This window comes from Chitinophaga sp. (genome assembly GCF_039596155.1).
Classification (GTDB): Bacteria; Bacteroidota; Bacteroidia; order Chitinophagales; family Chitinophagaceae; genus Chitinophaga.
Map to the genome: position 1 here is coordinate 130,964 of NZ_JBCNKF010000015.1, position 15,438 is coordinate 146,401.

General features: G+C 43.9%; 13 protein-coding genes. 8 read left to right on the top strand and 5 right to left on the bottom strand.

Annotated features, from left to right (window positions below):
- The first annotated feature begins 1 nt into the window (after position 1).
- Positions 2-3,406, top strand: a complete 3,405-nt coding sequence (locus ABDW33_RS16100; protein ID WP_343691103.1) for a hypothetical protein — start codon at positions 2-4, stop codon at positions 3,404-3,406.
- A 4-nt stretch (positions 3,407-3,410) separates the two neighbouring features.
- The gene (locus tag ABDW33_RS16105) at positions 3,411-3,542 is read left to right on the top strand and encodes a hypothetical protein (RefSeq protein WP_343691104.1); all 132 of its coding nucleotides are present in this window, start codon (positions 3,411-3,413) and stop codon (positions 3,540-3,542) included.
- 11 nt (positions 3,543-3,553) lie between these two features.
- Here ABDW33_RS16105 and ABDW33_RS16110 read toward each other — a convergent pair whose 3' ends face one another.
- From ABDW33_RS16110 to ABDW33_RS16125, 4 genes are all read right to left on the bottom strand, one after another.
- Positions 3,554-4,129, bottom strand: coding sequence for an SMI1/KNR4 family protein (locus ABDW33_RS16110; protein WP_343691105.1), 576 nt, complete (start codon positions 4,127-4,129; stop codon positions 3,554-3,556).
- Between the two features lie 55 nt (positions 4,130-4,184).
- Positions 4,185-4,577, bottom strand: a complete 393-nt coding sequence (locus tag ABDW33_RS16115) for a response regulator (protein ID WP_343691106.1) — start codon at positions 4,575-4,577, stop codon at positions 4,185-4,187.
- Positions 4,578-5,678: 1,101 nt separating this feature from the next.
- Complete coding sequence (locus tag ABDW33_RS16120; protein ID WP_343691107.1) at positions 5,679-6,134, bottom strand: PA2169 family four-helix-bundle protein; 456 nt, start codon at positions 6,132-6,134, stop codon at positions 5,679-5,681.
- Between the two features lie 24 nt (positions 6,135-6,158).
- A complete protein-coding gene (locus tag ABDW33_RS16125; RefSeq protein WP_343691108.1) occupies positions 6,159-7,895 on the bottom strand; it encodes an FAD/NAD(P)-binding protein in 1,737 nt (578 codons plus the stop codon).
- A gap of 108 nt (positions 7,896-8,003) precedes the next feature.
- Here ABDW33_RS16125 and ABDW33_RS16130 point away from each other — a divergent pair, with 108 nt between their 5' ends.
- Both ABDW33_RS16130 and ABDW33_RS16135 read left to right on the top strand, forming a co-directional pair.
- On the top strand, positions 8,004-8,954 hold the full coding sequence (locus ABDW33_RS16130; protein WP_343691109.1) for a helix-turn-helix domain-containing protein: 951 nt from the start codon (positions 8,004-8,006) through the stop codon (positions 8,952-8,954).
- 60 nt (positions 8,955-9,014) lie between these two features.
- A complete protein-coding gene (locus tag ABDW33_RS16135) occupies positions 9,015-9,899 on the top strand; it encodes a hypothetical protein (protein ID WP_343691110.1) in 885 nt (294 codons plus the stop codon).
- A gap of 35 nt (positions 9,900-9,934) precedes the next feature.
- Here ABDW33_RS16135 and ABDW33_RS16140 read toward each other — a convergent pair whose 3' ends face one another.
- Positions 9,935-10,588 (bottom strand): suppressor of fused domain protein, encoded by a 654-nt coding sequence (locus ABDW33_RS16140; protein ID WP_343691111.1) that lies wholly within the window; start codon positions 10,586-10,588, stop codon positions 9,935-9,937.
- Between the two features lie 140 nt (positions 10,589-10,728).
- On the opposite strand from ABDW33_RS16140, the gene ABDW33_RS16145 reads away from it, so the two are divergent.
- The 4 genes from ABDW33_RS16145 to ABDW33_RS16160 all read left to right on the top strand — a co-directional run bounded on the left by ABDW33_RS16145 (position 10,729) and on the right by ABDW33_RS16160 (position 15,425).
- Positions 10,729-12,318, top strand: coding sequence for an ABC-F family ATP-binding cassette domain-containing protein (locus ABDW33_RS16145; RefSeq protein WP_343691112.1), 1,590 nt, complete (start codon positions 10,729-10,731; stop codon positions 12,316-12,318).
- Positions 12,319-12,829: 511 nt separating this feature from the next.
- Entirely contained in the window at positions 12,830-13,555 is a 726-nt protein-coding gene (locus ABDW33_RS16150) for a DUF72 domain-containing protein (RefSeq protein WP_343691113.1), read from the top strand.
- 22 nt (positions 13,556-13,577) lie between these two features.
- On the top strand, positions 13,578-14,705 hold the full coding sequence (locus ABDW33_RS16155; RefSeq protein WP_343691114.1) for a hypothetical protein: 1,128 nt from the start codon (positions 13,578-13,580) through the stop codon (positions 14,703-14,705).
- 30 nt (positions 14,706-14,735) lie between these two features.
- Positions 14,736-15,425, top strand: coding sequence for a DUF2461 domain-containing protein (locus ABDW33_RS16160; RefSeq protein WP_343691115.1), 690 nt, complete (start codon positions 14,736-14,738; stop codon positions 15,423-15,425).
- The last annotated feature ends 13 nt before the right edge of the window (positions 15,426-15,438 follow it).

Genomic DNA, 15,438 nt, shown 5'->3' on the forward strand with positions numbered 1-15,438 from the left:
CATGAAGAAATTTTATCTCAGCATAATATTTATACTTACCATTTACGCAGGTGCTTATGCCCAGGAAGGGTTGACGGGTACCAACTACCAGGCGGTAGTGCGCAATGCAAATGGTACAGTGTTGCCCAATACCAGTATGACTGTTCGTACATCTATCCTGGGTGGTTCTGCGAATGGGGTGCTGCAATACGAAGAAACACATGAGGTGACAACCAATTCACTGGGTCTGTTCACCATCCAGGTTGGTAAGGGTAATGCCAGCAATGGAACATTTGCCGGTGTGCCGTGGAGTAATGCAAATCAGTATTTAAAAGTAGAAGTGAATCTCGGGCAGGGTTTTACCGTGCTGGGTACAACCCAGTTGATGAGTGTACCTTATGCCATGTATGCTGCCAATCCGGGTCCTGCGGGTCCCGCTGGTCCACAGGGTCCTGCTGGTCCTGCCGGGCCTAAAGGAGATGCAGGTGCTACAGGTCCTGCAGGGGCTACCGGCCCGGTGGGTCCTGCGGGTCCACAAGGCGTAGCAGGTCCTAAAGGAGATAAAGGGGATGTAGGGGCTACTGGCGCCACAGGTCCGGTGGGGCCTGCAGGTGCGACTGGTGCTGCTGGTCCTAAAGGAGATAAGGGAGATGTAGGGGCTACTGGTCCGCAAGGCCCTGTGGGGCCTGTCGGTGCGACTGGTGCAGCGGGTCCTAAAGGAGATAAAGGAGATGTAGGCGCTACTGGCGCTACTGGTCCGGTGGGGCCTGTCGGTCCAACTGGTGCAACGGGTCCTAAAGGAGATAAAGGAGATGTAGGCGCTACCGGTGCTACAGGTCCGGTGGGACCTGCGGGTGCGACTGGTGCTGCTGGTCCTAAAGGAGATAAAGGAGATGTAGGCGCTACTGGTCCACAAGGCCCGGTGGGTCCTGTCGGTGCGACTGGTGCAACGGGTCCTAAGGGAGATAAGGGCGATGTAGGCGCTACCGGTGCTACTGGCCCGGTGGGGCCTGCGGGTGCAACTGGTGCAACGGGTCCTAAAGGAGACAAAGGGGATGTTGGGGCTACCGGCCCTGCAGGACCTACTGGTCCGCAAGGCCCCGTAGGTCCGCAAGGTCCTGCCGGTGCCGATGGCAATTCTACAGGCCCGGCTGGCGGTGATCTGAGTGGCAATTATCCTAATCCGACTGTTGCCAAACTCCAAACAATCCCCGTTTCAACAACGGCACCTGCAGCAGGTCAGATTTTACGTTTTAATGGTACCAACTGGGCACCATCTGCAGCAGGTGGTGGCTTTACACTACCTTATATTACCACAGAAAACAATGGCGGTACGTTGTTCTCTATCACGAATGATGGTGATGGTACAAGTATCGAAGGTGTGAATAACACTACCACTTCCAGCATCGCCGCAGTAAGAGGTATCATCAATTCAACTGCTCCCGGTGGTTTCGCCGCTGCCATGCGGGGTATCAACAATGGTACCGGCGGTTTAGGTATTGGTGTATGGGGTTCTCAGGCGGGTAGCGGCTGGGGTGTATACGGTGTTACGCCAAATGGTTTGGGGGTATATGGAAATTCCACTGCCAATGGTACAGGTGTGTATGCAAACAGCAACTCTGGTAATGGTCTGACTGCCACTTCTGTGAATGGTATTCCTGCCACCATTTCTATCTTCAATAATGCGAACAACAACAATGTAATGAATGTCAATTCCGTGGGTAACGGAACCGTGCTCAATGTATCTACCACCGGAAATGGTACAGGTGTACTTAGCTCCGTAGGTGCAGGCTTCGGTGTACAAGGTATTACTTCTGAGCAGACCTCTGCAGGTATTGTTGGTGACAACAATGGCGGCGGTGAAGCTATCGTAGGGCGTACTACCAGTGATATTGCAGGTGCAGTTGTTGGTAGAAACGACGGTGGCGGCTATGGTGTAAGAGGTTTTGTTGCAACCAGCACTGCAGGTAGTGGTGTTGGTGTATTTGGGCAAGTAGGTATCAACAATAGTACTGGTCGTGCAGGTCGTTTTGAAAATAATAATGCGAACAACGAGGTGAATACCCTTGAGGTTGAGACCAACAGCAATGGTAACATTCCCGACAATACACAAGGTAATGCTGCGTCCTTCCTTGTAAATAATACAAATAGTGTATCTGCTGCCGTAAGAGGCGAGGTAAAGACTATCTTCGGCAACTTCGGTGCTGCCGGTATCTTCGGTGTATCTTCAGGTACAGGTGGTTTTGCAGGTTTATTTCATGCTTCAAATACAAATGGAAATGGTGCGTCTTTAGTATCCATTAATGACGGTAATGGTAATGCCATTACTGCAAATGCTTCAAAAAATGGTAACGGCGTTGAAACCAATATTGATGGTGCAGGTAATGCGTTGTATGCATGGGTTCCTTCCTTCGCAACTGGTCGTGCCGGCCGCTTTGAGATCTTCAATGACAATAACCAATCAGATGTGATTACCGTAAAAACAGTAGGTAATGGTACTGCTGGTAACTTTATGGTTGACCGTACCACAGGTACCTCTCCTGCTGTAAAAGGTGAGGTAAATTCTATTTTTGCCAACTTCGGTACTGCCGGCGTCTACGGGTTATCTTCCGGAACCGGTGGTTATGCTGGCCTGTTTTATGCATCCAACGCCGCTGGCAATGGGCCGGCTCTGCTCTCACTTACTGAAGGAAGTGGTAATGGTATTACTACGAACGCAGGTGGTAACGGCCATGGTATAGAAGCTACCTGTGATGGTAACGGTAATGCAGTATATGGATGGATTCCTAACTTCGGTACAGGTAAAGCCGCTCGTTTTGCTAACTTCAATACCAACAATGGGCAGCCTGTAGTACAGGTGAATAACTCGGGTACCGGTACGGGTATCCTGGTGAATCATACCGGCGCCTCCGGCGACCCGATGATCCTGCAAAGCGGAGGTTCAAACGTAGCTCGCATAAACAAAGCAGGCCGTGGTTTCTTCAATGGAGGTACCGCGAACAGTGGCGCAGACGTGGCAGAAGCATTTGCAGTAGAAGGCCATGTGGCTGCATATACCCCCGGCGATGTACTCGTGATCTCTACTGAAGATGATCGTACAGTAACCCTTTCTTCCGAGCCATACTCTACACTGGTAGCGGGCGTATATGCCACTAAACCAGGCGTATTATTAACCGAAGATGAAAACATGGGCGATGAACTGGTAGACAAAGTTCCTATGGGAGTGATTGGTGTGATTCCTACAAAAGTATGCGGTGAAAATGGTGCTATCAAACGTGGCGATCTGCTGGTGACTTCCAGCAAAGCAGGGCATGCCATGAAAGCAGATCTGAACAAAGTGAAACCGGGTCAGGTGATTGGTAAGGCGCTGAGCAATTTTGACGGGAATGGAACCGGGGTAATTAAAGTGCTGGTGTCAATCAGATAACGAAGTGAAGATAATTGAAAAAGGCACTGTGATGGTTATTCACAGTGCCTTTTTAAATTATGATCTGAAGATCCTGGAACATGACCTCTCCACCCAGGCGACCAGTCGCTATCAATGCGGGTATAATGTATCCTGATCAGCAATATTTTAACCAATGGAGGAAGAGTGCCTGCCTTTCGCGTTTTCCTCTTCATCAAGCTTTATGATTAATTCGTAGAAATCCTGCGCCATATCTTTAAACTCATCTGCTATTTCGTGATCCCATAATACGACAGGATAATTATTGTCATCATTATTATTCCCGTTCGTGTCAAAGCAAAGCAATCCCCAATCACTCCAATTGGCGAAGGGTATATAGCCTTTGTCAATTAGAAATCCTGTTGGATATCCATCAAAAACCATATTAGTAAGACTTGCTCTCCAGGTGTTTACCGGATGTTCACAGAAGGTTGCATCGGAAATGTGAAGTTCGTAAAAGTGTTTGTGCTTCAGGAATGTCTTGTAGTCATCAGGAAATTTGTGCCCGATTCTCCCTTCTATTTCCCCGATCTCAGCAGCTGTAACTTTACTGTCAACAGGATACCAGGTGCGCCACTCTTCGTTTTTATCCTGTGCCAGGTCTGCCATTTCAGGCTCAATTTCTATGGGTAATGTATTCAGTTCATTCTCTAACCATTTCTTCAGATAGGTATCGATTATATTATTTATAGTCTGTGATTTCATGCGATCTCTTAATCTGTAAGCTAACAAAGGATTGTACGTTGGTTTAACAGCTCAGTCAGGCAATCCACTTCATCATATCTTCAATCGTCACTAATAGTCCACTAAAGGTATCTGGTTTTTCAAAATAACCATTTGCACCTTGCTGAATGCAGGCATATTTAACTTCAGAATTTTCTGATGTACTCCAAACCAATTTGGGAATATCCTTCAATTCTTCATTCTTCTTTAACTCAGTTAATGTTTCTAATCCATTCAGTCGTGGCATATTCAGATCCAGGATAATTAAAGAAGGAGGTTTACCATTTGCCAACCCTTCTAATAGCGAAAATCCGTTTTCAAAAATCTTCACCTCTATCGCCAAATTAACTTCAATTAATGCCTCTAAAAATGTTATTTGATCATCCTGATCATCTTCTGCTAAAAATACTAATGCTCGTTCATTGTTCATTCAATCAAAGTTTGCTTACATGACTATATTCAATTTCCTGTGCCCCTAAATGGCTTACTAATACTTTAATACCCCTTAGCTTTTTTTTAAATAGAATACAATAAACATAGCTTCCCAGGGAAAAAACTACAGGTGATTAAAAATTCGGGTACTTACCTTAATCTGCTAAAGAAGGAACACATTATTAAATTATCACCTATAACCCCTCGTCGTTCACGAGGTCCCTAAAGTGGTTAAATTTAGAAGAATTATAATTGTCTTTTCTACAACTTTCTTGTAATATTTGGGTAAATCTTTAAGAATACTAAAGCTGCAAGTCTATTATACTCCATGTAATATAATACACTATCTACACAAAGGCAGGTTTTAACGTAAAATATTACGGTTTATGCTTCTTAAAGAAACATCCTGTATAGAAGGGGACAATCTTTTTCGTTACTGATGATTTTCTTGTTAGATCCCAACACGACAAACGCTTTGTTTTTAAATAGATGATCCTCGTGTAACATGACCTTATCCATCCACCTGGAGATTGGTTCGGACACATCAGCCTGTAAATTTTCACCAATTAAATTTCCACACGGCTCCAGTCAGCATTCATCCGGTAAACCCAATCGCCCGATGCAGTAATAAATAAACGCAGCCGTCTCTCACGCAACAGTACTTCGTTTTCGGATGTGTTCGCCCCGTAATTCTTTTATGATTTATCCACAATTCAGCAGATGAACTAGAAGGTTAGAGAAAAAACTATTGTCATTGAAAAGATGGGGAGTTGGGAACGTATCAGGGACTAATGGCCAGGTAGCAGACTACATGGTCAAACGACAATGTAATGAGGGGTGAGGAATACGGAAGATGATAAGATAAGGACCTTGCTAATCAAACTAATGGGAGTGAGCAAAGCGCTTTCTACAACTGCTCTGCCGGCATAAATCAGCGGGACTGACTTAAGATATTTTCAAGAACACGAAAGTTCGTATTGTGGCTATCAAAATGATGATTTTCTCCGTCAACAACTGAAAGGTTTCACGGAAGATATCAGCATTTAAAAGTTAGAAAACGAAAAAAAGACAGGCCGCCTTTGATGGCGGCCTGCAACTATTATTTTGATGCGTCGCGGAGTGCCTTAATAGCATCGTGCGCAGCATTAATTTCTACAGCCTGGCTTCTCACTAACTCCAACACCTTTGCTGAAATATCATTATCAACACTTGCATCCTGATATGCCTTCTTAATAGCATCTTCACCACGTTCAGCTTCAGAGAGAATACTTCCTCTGTCTGTGCCACCAAACAATGACTTAATATCTATCCATACCCGGTGTAAGGTTCCTGCAGCTGTATTGCCTGTTTCAACTTCGCCGCCACTGGTAGCCACCAGTGCAGTTAACTCCTGCGTATTCTTACGGCTTTGTGCAGCGAATTTCAGGAACAATTCCTTAAGGTCTATATTTTCGTCTTTGATATCGGCTACCGCCTTTTCAAAACCAGCGATACGATCATTGTTCAGTTCAATGAGGTTATTTAACACATGGATGTCATTTGACGTTGTTACCATAAATGAAATTTTATTTGCTATGAATTAAATTTTCAAACTAGTGACTATACTATTTACAATAGCCAGAGAAGCCGTTTCACAAAAGTCCAATCCGGAATAATCAGGATTAAACCCGCCAATAAACGGAACAGCCATTATATAGACTCTTTCATTGTAAGCATTATATTTATCCAATACCTGAAAATTGTCGTTAATAGCAATGCCAGGTACTCTTAAATAATAATTATCGCATTCGTCTGGTTTAACCAGCTTATTTCCATTTTCCAACTCATTCTTCCCCTCGCCAGCAGATCTGAATTTTACCATAGCCGGGCTTATTGTTCCGTCGGTTCTCAGTGTAGAAAAAGGGAAATCTTCATAATCAAGGTGGGGCTGGCCTGTACAATCAATAAACGTAGCATAATTAACAGCACATTGCCTGCCGGTTTCATCCTTATATTTATAAATAATACCGCCGGCGGGATGGGGTTCAACATCACTATCTTCGCCAACGCTTATTAAGTCAAGTACTTCAGCATTATGCAGTGCAATTAATTCCTCTGCAGATCCCTGGGGTACAAAAGCAATAACAAGAGAAATTAAAGGTAACAGCGTACGCCTGATCCTAATCATGTCTTCCGCGGAGAAATACTTGGCTGGATAATTCATTGCAAAACTTAAAACAGCCAGCATCTCTTTCCAATACACCGATTGTCTACGCCTGATAGATTTCTCGGCCTCAGTATATTCTGCTTTCAACAAGTCAAATGGGTCAATTTTTTCCCTCATCTCCATAATCATATCCACAAATTCTTCGACTTTCATCTCCTTAATTCTCGAATAAAATTCTGGATGCTTCTCCTTAATCGGCTCTTTGAAATTGCGTTCAAAAACTTCATCCAACGGGAGGAATCCATCATTATTATTTCTAATCACCTCAATTTCCTCTTTACTTATTACAGATTCCCTGCCAAGAGTTGAATCATCCAGGTGAAACCTGACTGCCGGCAACAAGCCGTTCCTGGAATGCATGACTATCTTAAACGACCTGTCAGCAGGGTTTAACCTGTAAATCACCTGGTCGTTGATACGATCAAAAACACCATGTTGTCTTGCTAATGTTCTGATAGCATCGATAGCCGTGAGGGACGCGCCTTTAATGGCAATAGCAGCGTGTTTAACTGAACTAAATTTAGACGGTGGATAAGGTGAATCAAAACACCCTTTAAACCGACGCTCATATTTTGAAGGCCAGTGATGCCCTGAGCAAATAATTACACGGTCATATATAAAACACTGTCCACCAGAATACACACTTACTTTACCCGCTTCCCGATCATCCCTGATGTCGGTTACTTCAGCGTTGTAAAATACACTTGTTTCAATGCGGAGCTTCGCTGCTGAATCCTGCAGCATTTTAAATTGGGCGGTAAGATATTGGCCAAATAACAATCTCGGGAGCACCTTGTAATTATGAAAATTTTCAGCACTCATTCCATATGCATGTAAGATCGACTCATCGACCGTCCTGATCCATTCCGAAATATCTGTTACAAGCTTTGGTACCTCATTGCCCGAGACATTCGTTATATGTTCTTCATTTGCACCGTGGATACTGTAAGGCATTCCTGCACCAAGTTTGTCATTCTTTTCAAAGATATCGATGGAATATTCGGAGTTGACTTCTTCAATAAGTCGTTTGTACATAAACAATCCACTAGGTCCACCACCTATAATGGCAATTTTTATTTTATTTTTCAATTGGGGTTTTAAATGTATCATTCAAAAAATATGCCTTCGGAACAGCTCGTTCCTGATCATCCCTTTTCGGCTGGTATATTTTAATGAAAGCGCCCGGGTAAAATACCGGTGCTTTTTGTATATTGATACATGATTTACGCATTGACTTGTGGTAGCCTTTTTTTGCTGTCCTTTTTACTAATCAGTACTTCAGGCAAAGTAAATATACCAGCCAATCGCTGGCTGGGAATATTCTTCTTTTGTGTTGGTTGCGCGATTGCGTCGGTGATTGTACCTTCTGATATGGTGTCTTTAACTGAATTAACCCGCTTTGCGATGGCACCTGCACTGTATATAAGTGTAATCCATTATACCAACGGGTTTAAAAATACGGCTTACTGGCACTTTCTGCCAGCCGGCTTGTTTTTAATGTTTGTCCTGCCAGAGATCATATTGAACAAACATATCTTTTCATTACCATCCCCTTACTCCCAGATCTTAGGCTGGATCATGGGACGAATAGTAAAGGTGCAGTTCTTCCTCTACATGTCCCTCTCCATTTACCGGCTAATGCGATATCCCATGCACCTGCCCTGGCTCAGGTACTTATTATGGAGTACCTGTTGCATGATGTTTATCTGGTTCAGCGGACTTCATCATTACACGGCGGGCATTTACCTTGTTACCGTCTTTGGATTGGGATTTTTTGCAGCTCGGCAAAAGGACTATTCTGCTGCCGCGTTAAAACCTGCCATCCCGGATCGTTTAAAAACCCGTTTAGAAGACCTCATGACCCGGGAAAGGATTTATACGGACAGCGACCTGGACCTGTCTTCACTGGCCGAAAAAATGGCCATCAGCGTTCATGAAATGTCTGCCCTGCTGAATAATGGGTACGGTCAGAACTTCAATCAGTTCGTCAATGCATATAGAATAACACTGGCAAAAGAGCTGCTACTTTCAGAAAAACATGCCCATCTGACAATACTTGGCATCGCCTTCGAAGCTGGCTTCAATTCCAAAACGACATTCAATACCACCTTCAAAAAAGCCACAGGAGTATCCCCTTCTGATTGGAAAAAAAGTGGTTCGGAATTATAGTTTGGAACACCGGAACCTACCCCCTATGGTAGTATTGTGAAAATAAAAACAATACGAACCATGAGAAAAATTGCCCTTTCCCTGCTCACTGGATTAATGTCTGCCTTTACCTTTAACAGGCTTGCAACCCGTTTTCTTAGCGATTATTTGCCCATGCCCTGGATATGGGGATTGACCGGGTTGATCTTTCTGTTGCTAACCATCAAACCCTCCAAACAATGGCTTTCCTTTGTCATTTCTTTTGATCTGATCTTGTTCGGGTGGCAAAAGATCTTTCACCTGCAGGCGCACGTACCTCAGTCAGTGCTGGATCTTCCTTTCAGTAGTATGCCGCCCGAAACGGTCAACTGGGCCTATTTTCAATCTTCCTATCCTTATCTGGTATGTATCGGATCTGCACAGATGCTATGTTCATTTTTACTATTCTCTGGCAGAACACGCTTGCTGGGATTGATCATGCTGATACCGATACTCATGAATATCATGATGATTGACATTTTTTATCAGATTGGTATAGCAGCATTGCTGCACGCAGGTACTTTACTCGCCGGGGTGATTTTCCTGCTGGAAGAGTATTTTGAACAATTAAGGCAGCTATTTTTCCAACACAGTTCAACAAACATGCATATTGGCTTTCCCATTGCAGCGGCGGTAGTTCCTTTTTTATTGGTCATCACCAGTCCATCTACTGATAAACATCCGGCACTCACCGGAAAGTACCGGGTTACAAACAGCCCGCTCACTACCCTCTATTTAGAACAACATAATGATGTGACCCTGGAATGGGGGAATACCGCCCATAGGTATGTTGGCGAATACCAGTACCGGGGCGATACCCTCATCGCAGGGCCACTAAAAGGAATTATTAAGTTAGAATCGAATCATCTCAAATTTACCGGCATACTAAATAAAGACAGTGTGCACCTTGATATGATCCGTGAATGATACCCTCCAGGATTCATCAGGAAAGACTTTACTATTCAGGACTTCCTTTCCAGATCGGTGATCAGCAAAGGATTTGTTTGCGCCAGTTCTTTCAGTAATTCCTCCACAGCTGCTCTCGTGTTGACTTGCTTAAGCCGCTCCAGTTCAGCTGTGGTCAATCCTACCATTTGCAAAAACGTCACCTCTCCATGTGGTGTATCGATTTTGCCGGCTTCCGGATCCCTGATAAATGCCAATGCCGTGATATCCGTGTCCGTTTCCAGCCGGATAGGCCCATTGGCAGGTATATACTGAAATTCCTCAAACCATTTTCCGCTATTAAATACATAACGGGCCAGGTTATTCATCATACTGATCACCCAGGTAGGCTTGTCAGCGTCCCCGGCAAATGGCTTGATCCGCATAGTAAACTCAAATCCCCATTTGCTGAACTCACCGCCTGCTGCTTTCTCATTGTAATACAATTCAGACATACCATAACTCACGATGTGGAAATGATCTTCCTGTTTACTACTTCTGTAAATACTCGTGCCATCAATCGGATCACTGCCTCCAATGGCAAAATGTAACGGTGGGGCATAATGTGCAGGCTCCTGACCCGGATAAATCTTATCAAACACATTGTCAATGGCGGTCCAACCTACAGTATCGTCCTCGGTAAACAAACTCTTGTACGTTTCTAATGTCATAAAATAAAGCATGGTTTAACGAAAAATAGAACCTTTTACCTATATTTGCAAAAATTACTCCTACTTCAATGTGAGATCTATTTTCAGAAAATAATCAGTAATCAACCCACTTCACTAATTCTTACTGAAGAAAATAGTCCATGTTCACTTTACAACAGGTAACCTATCTGCATCCTGATAAGGATCTGCTATTCGACAATATTGACCTGTCCATTCCAACTTATGCCAAAGCGGCTTTAATTGGCAATAATGGTGCAGGTAAGTCCACCCTGCTCAAATTATTAGCAGGTATACTGACCCCGGCCTCCGGTAACGTCCATAGCGACAGTCAGCCTTATTACATACCACAACACTTTGGTCAATATGATCATCTCAGTATCGCACAGGCTTTACACATTGATGCTAAAATTAGTGCCTTGCACAGCATACTGGAAGGTGATGTATCAGCTGTAAATATGACGATACTCGACGATGACTGGAACATTGAAGAACGATGCGCTACTGCTTTATTGCACTGGGGATTGCAGAGTTTCTCACTCTCTCAGCCAATGAGTACGCTCAGCGGAGGACAAAAAACCAAAGTCTTCCTGGCGGGTATCGCCATTCATAACCCGGATTGCATCTTGCTGGATGAACCCAGTAATCACCTGGACAGTCATGGTCGTGGCCTGCTGTACAACCTGATCGAACAAACTACCGCCACTGTGATCATCGTAAGTCATGACCGGCAACTTTTAAAACTACCCAACCTGATCTATGAACTCAGCACAAAAGGCATTACCACCTATGGTGGCAATTACGACTTTTATCTCGCACAAAAGCAGGTAGAAAACAATGCCATGGCACAAGATCTGAAGAGCAGGGAAAAAGCACTTCGCAAGGCCAGGGAAACTGAAAGAGAGACCATGGAACGACAGGCAAAGCTGGACGCACGGGGAAAAAAGAAACAGGAGAAGTCGGGCCTGCCCACCATATCCATGAATACATTCCGTAACAATGCGGAAAAGAGCACTGCCCGGACCAAAGGTATGCACGAAGAAAAGGTCGGCCAGCTCGCCGAATCCTTACAGGAATTGCGTAAAGAACTTCCGGACATTGACAAAATGAAACTCGGATTTCAAAATACCAATCTACATAAAGGCAAACTGCTCGTCAACGCGCAGGGGATTAATTTCAGCTACAATGAGGCGCTCCTCTGGTTACAGCCACTCAGCTTTCAGGTCAATAGCGGCGAACGACTGGCCATCAAAGGACTAAATGGTTCAGGCAAAACAACCCTGATCAAAATAATTATAGGTGCCCTCTCTCCCACTATTGGTAATATCACCAGTCATGCCGGCAAAACTGTTTACATTGACCAGGATTATTCATTGATCAATAACCAGCTCACGGTGTATGAACAGGCGCAGTTATTTAATAAATCAGGTTTGCAGGAACATGAAATAAAGATCCGGCTGACAAGATTTCTTTTTACCATGGAATATTGGGACAAACCATGCAGTACACTCAGTGGAGGGGAAAAAATGCGGCTCCTGTTGTGCTGCCTTACGATCGACGCCCAGGCCCCTGACATGATCATTCTCGACGAACCGACCAATAACCTGGATATACAGAATGTTGGCATACTCACCGCGGCAATCAATGCATACGAAGGTACACTGTTCGTTATCTCACACGATCAGTACTTCCTCGAAGAAGTACGTGCTGTCAACACCATCGAACTCAAATAAAAAGACGCCCCGGTGCAATGTGCCCGGGGCGGCCTTTCACCACATTCATTGTGCAGGAGGCCTACCGTAGGGATCATACCCACTGCAGCCCTTCCCGAAACAGTGCATCGAAACACTTACATCCCGTTAAAGTGCATAACCCCGAATGACTGCGGTCAACAAATTGCCCACGCCGTGGATGCTGATACCCGGCCGGTGTATTCCATTTAGCCGTGGTATCAGAAAATTTCCAAAAGTCATGTTTAAACGGTGGTGGCGAGATTATTGATATATGTGCCTCTGCCAATAATGTTGCGAAGTGTGTATTGCAATTGGAAAAACATACATATAAGCTTTGGTACGGTCAATGAAGATATAAGAATACGACCTTAGATATTTGCAATAGCATTTCAAAAAATGGATATTGAGGCACAATAGAATGCTTTTTTTGAGTTTTTGCAGCTTGTAATGTTTATGGTTTTAACTATCGAAGAAAATGCGTATTCACTACGATAATAAATAGCACACGTATATGAATAAGCTTTATAAATCAGGTACCAGCGGGCTTGTATTGCCTGTTCCCAATAAAGCAGCTTTTCCACCGGAGTATCGGGATACATCCAGGCTTACTTACTATGCCAGTTTATTTAACAGTATTGAGATCAATAGCTCTTTCTATAAAGTGCCCAAGGGCAGTACAGTGAAAAAATGGACGACAGAAGTACCACCGGATTTTGAATTTACCTTTAAATTATGGCAGGAGATCACCCATATAAAAGGGTTGGCCTTTAATCCAAAAGATGTGTTAAATTTTATGTCGGTGATTGAAGAGGCAGGGGAGCATAAAGGATGCCTGCTGATACAATTCCCTCCCTCCCTTACGATTGAGCGCTTTAGTCAGTTAGAATCTTTATTGTCGCTGATAAACGGGTGGAAAGTAGCGCTTGAATTCAGACATCCCAGCTGGTATATCAGTGAAACCTACGAGCTGGCAGATGAGTATGGGGCCAGTATAGTACTTCACGATATTCCCAGGTCCCGGAATAACAGGGTCAATAACAAGGCAGATTTTGTTTACCTTCGGTTTCATGGTCCGGCTGGCGACTACAAAGGAGGTTATACCCATACGCAGCTGGAACAACATGCTTTACAAATCAAACAGTGGATGAAGGATGGGAAAGAGGTATTTGTGTATTTTAATAATACCATCGGGGATGCAATTATTAATCTGATGGCATTGAATACAATGATTGGTTAAATGGCCAAAAATCGCCCTATATATGAAAAGATTAATTGCGACAATCTGTGGCTGTTGCGCGCTCACGCTAAGCTATGCACAGGACAGCATCCGCTTTAAGGTGCTGGTTGAAACAGAAAATTACAAAGATATTATTGCCGCTGCCACGAAGCCGGATACGCTATCAGCACCAGCCTTATATTACCTGGGGCTGGCTTATCACATGGCATCACAGGACAGTATGGCACTCATTGCCCTGGATAAGTCCATCGAAAAAGCGCCCCGGGATGTCAGACCTTATCAACTGAAAGGAACGATGCTCAATTACGCAGATCGTTTCCAGGAGGCTATACAGATGTTTGAAAAAGCCCTGGCTTGTGATATCAACGCACAGAGTTATGAGGGAATAGGTATTGCAAATTACTATCTTAAAAAATACCCGCAGGCATTAGAAGCATTTACAAAAGCATCCCAGTTACCTGGTGCCGGTAGCCGCGCCAGTATAATGATTGGCCAGGTATATTCCGTGCAGCATGAAAACGAAAAGGCATTAGCCATTTTTTACAATCTGAAAGAATCCCTGAATAAGGATGACGAAAATTATAAAACGGCACTTTACAATATAATTGACCTGGAGAACGAAGAAGGACGCGGCAACGAGGTCGTTCCTATCGTCGATGAATTGCTGGCAATGGATTCTACCGATTATGAGGCGATCACAAGGCTGATCCAGATTCACTATCATAATAAGGATTATGCAAAAGGCGATCTCCTGAAAGCAAAGCTGTACGCCGCACAACGGGATGGCAGATTTACCGGTAACCGCTACATGAATGACAGGTTCTGCTTTGACAAGTTCAAGTGGACAGACAGAGAGGTAGAAGTATATGAAAGGTATGAACATGGTAAATCCAGCAACATTTACAATAAAGTTATTTTTGTGATCCTGAATGGCAATGAAGTAGATATGACGATTCAGACAGAGTACTCTCCTATCAGTATAGAATTAGGGGGCCAGCCCTATATCCTCTGTGGCAACAAAGGCAATACCCATTTTAATTACGCCATTGGTTTCGACGACACTTCAAAGTATGAGGACCTGAAAGCAGCAGTTTTGAAAATCCTGGATAGGAAGAAAAACGCAGTGGCAGAAATGACTCCCGCACAATAAGATTATCTTTGCTATTCAATCATCATTGTCATGGCAAAACAATCACAGGTAACAATACCTGCATCAGGATTTGAATTTCTGCAAAAGTTACGGCAGCATAACAACCGCGAATGGTTTAATGAACATAAAACAACTTATCAGCAGGAGCTGCAGCATATAGAGCAATTTGCTGAAGCCCTGCTGGCTAAGATGAACACACATGATCTGATTGAAACCTCCTCCGGCAAAAAGAGCCTTTACCGCATTTACAGGGATACCCGCTTTTCACAGGACAAAACACCTTACAAAACCCATTGGAGCGGTAGTTTTAAAAGAGCAACCCAACAACGCAGAGGGGGTTATTATTTCCATATAGAACAAGGTAACAGTTTCGTGGCGGGCGGCTTCTTTGGTCCCGTACCGGCGGACCTGAAACTGATCAGGGATGATATCGCCTTCGATCCGGCGCCTTTGCAAAAAATTCTCAAAAACAAGACCTTCATTGCCTATTTCGGATCATTACAGGGCGAGCAGGTAAAAACAACTCCCAAAGGGTATCCTGCAGATCATGAAGCCATAGAACTGCTACGTTTTAAACAATACCTGCTCATCAGGAAGTTTACAGATGAGGAGGTAATGGCACCTTACTTCCTCGAAGAAGCGAATAAGACATATATCGCCATGCGGCCATTCTTTGATTATATGACAGAGGTACTTACATCTAATGGAAATGGAGAGTAAATTTTATATCTTA

Excerpts from the sequence above, each read along its gene's own strand:
- ABDW33_RS16125 (WP_343691108.1), bottom strand. The coding sequence starts at position 7,895 with ATGATACATTTAAAACCCCAATTGAAAAATAAAATAAAAATTGCCATT.
- ABDW33_RS16145 (WP_343691112.1), top strand. The coding sequence starts at position 10,729 with ATGTTCACTTTACAACAGGTAACCTATCTGCATCCTGATAAGGATCTG.
- ABDW33_RS16130 (WP_343691109.1), top strand. The coding sequence starts at position 8,004 with ATGATTTACGCATTGACTTGTGGTAGCCTTTTTTTGCTGTCCTTTTTA.
- ABDW33_RS16135 (WP_343691110.1), top strand. The coding sequence starts at position 9,015 with ATGAGAAAAATTGCCCTTTCCCTGCTCACTGGATTAATGTCTGCCTTT.
- ABDW33_RS16100 (WP_343691103.1), top strand. The coding sequence starts at position 2 with ATGAAGAAATTTTATCTCAGCATAATATTTATACTTACCATTTACGCA.
- ABDW33_RS16150 (WP_343691113.1), top strand. The coding sequence starts at position 12,830 with ATGAATAAGCTTTATAAATCAGGTACCAGCGGGCTTGTATTGCCTGTT.
- ABDW33_RS16155 (WP_343691114.1), top strand. The coding sequence starts at position 13,578 with ATGAAAAGATTAATTGCGACAATCTGTGGCTGTTGCGCGCTCACGCTA.
- ABDW33_RS16110 (WP_343691105.1), bottom strand. The coding sequence starts at position 4,129 with ATGAAATCACAGACTATAAATAATATAATCGATACCTATCTGAAGAAA.
- ABDW33_RS16160 (WP_343691115.1), top strand. The coding sequence starts at position 14,736 with ATGGCAAAACAATCACAGGTAACAATACCTGCATCAGGATTTGAATTT.
- ABDW33_RS16120 (WP_343691107.1), bottom strand. The coding sequence starts at position 6,134 with ATGGTAACAACGTCAAATGACATCCATGTGTTAAATAACCTCATTGAA.
- ABDW33_RS16115 (WP_343691106.1), bottom strand. The coding sequence starts at position 4,577 with ATGAACAATGAACGAGCATTAGTATTTTTAGCAGAAGATGATCAGGAT.
- ABDW33_RS16140 (WP_343691111.1), bottom strand. The coding sequence starts at position 10,588 with ATGACATTAGAAACGTACAAGAGTTTGTTTACCGAGGACGATACTGTA.